The organism is Moryella indoligenes, from assembly GCF_030812885.1.
GTDB classification, from domain to species: Bacteria; Bacillota; Clostridia; order Lachnospirales; family Lachnospiraceae; genus Moryella; species Moryella indoligenes.
In genome coordinates, this window is record NZ_JAUSTO010000038.1 from 1 (window position 1) to 1,664 (window position 1,664).

Here is a 1,664-nt window from a genome sequence, read left to right on the forward strand (position 1 = left end):
CCACGATCATAGACCGCATTGTCCAACAGTGCGTTTTACAGGTCATGGAGCCGATCTGTGAAGCAAAATTCAGTGAGAATTCAAACGGGTTCCGCCCGAATCGCTCTGCTGAAACAGCGATTGCACAGTGTATGCGGCTGGTGCAGGTACAACACCTGCATCATGTCGTTGATCTTGACATCAAAGGATTCTTCGACAACATCAACCATACAAAACTGATCCGTCAAATCTGGGCATTGGGAATCCGTGACAAAAAGCTGATATGCATCATTAAGGAAATGCTGAAAGCGCCGGTCATCATGCCAAACGGTGAAAAGGTCTATCCGACCAAGGGAACACCACAGGGAGGAATCCTGTCACCGCTACTTGCAAATATCGTATTGAATGAACTGGATTGGTGGATTGCTTCCCAATGGGAAGAAATGCCAACCAAAACAGAATTCAAGATAAGAGAAAATGCGAGTGGCACAAAGATCAAGAGCCATTCTTACAGAGCTTTGCGCAGAAGCAGACTGAAAGAAATGCACGCGGTCAGATACGCAGATGATTTCAAAATCTTCTGTTCCTCTCATGAGGAAGCTGTCAGGGCCTATAAAGCCACAGAATTATGGCTGAAGGACAGACTGGGGCTGGATATCAGTCCTGATAAATCCAAGGTAGTGAACCTGAAACGGCAGTATTCTGAATTTCTCGGATTCAAGCTGAAAGTTCGTAAAAAGGGCAGGAAATATGTCATTCGGTCTCATATGAGCGATAAGGCGTACAAAAAGGCGCATGAAAAGCTATCCGAAGAAGTGAAGAAGCTGGCTCATTCGTCAGAAGAAGCACAGTTCATGCAGTTACAGAAATACAATTCTGTTGTTGCAGGCCTTCACGAATACTAGTGTATTGCTACAGAAGTATCTCATGACTTCGGAAAGCTTGCCTTCAGTATTAACAAACAGCTCAGAAACAGGCTGAAAGGCGATCTGTCCAAAACAGGATATCTCAAGGATGGGTTTATCAAGCGGAAATATGGAGAAAGCAGACAGCTGAGATTTCTTCACAAGCGGCCTGTGGTTCCGGTGGGATTTGCACAGCCCAAGAACGCCCAGCATAAACGCAAGGCGGTCAATAAGTATACGGTGGAAGGTCGTGAGTTGATTCATAAGAATCTTCAAATTGACACAGAAACAATGCTTTGGGTGATGCGTAATCCTGTCCGGGGTCGATCTATAGAGTATGCGGATAACAGGATTTCACTGTATGCGGCGCAGTACGGCAAATGTGCTGTCACTGGGGAGACAATGGCTCCTCATGACATCCACTGTCACCATAAGCTGCCGGTCAGCAAAGGTGGAACCGATGAATATGCCAACCTGATTTTGATTAAGAAGGATGTGCATACCATCATCCATGCAACACAAGACCCAACAGTCGAGAGACTCCTGAAATTCCTTAATCTTGAACCAAAACAACTTGTAAAGCTTAACAAGCTTCGTGCATTGGCAGAAATGCCGCCCATTATTCTTTGAATGAAATGCTGTAACGAGGTGTGTAAGTTGTGTGCTTCATGTCCCAAAACTACTGAATTCGATGGAACGCCGTGTGCGGTGAAAGCCGCACGCACGGTGTGGAGCGGGGGAAAATCCTGAGATAATTTCAAGGGATTACCTATCGCTATC

General features: G+C 45.7%; 2 protein-coding genes. Both read left to right on the plus strand.

Annotated elements, in window-relative coordinates:
* Nucleotides 1-884, plus strand: an 884-nt coding sequence (locus J2S20_RS12400; protein WP_330692836.1) for a reverse transcriptase domain-containing protein, incomplete at its 5' end; no start/stop codon positions are given.
* A gap of 180 nt (nucleotides 885-1,064) precedes the next feature.
* Nucleotides 1,065-1,514, plus strand: coding sequence for an HNH endonuclease signature motif containing protein (locus J2S20_RS12405; protein WP_330692837.1), 450 nt, complete (start codon nucleotides 1,065-1,067; stop codon nucleotides 1,512-1,514).
* Nucleotides 1,515-1,664 lie beyond the last annotated feature (150 nt).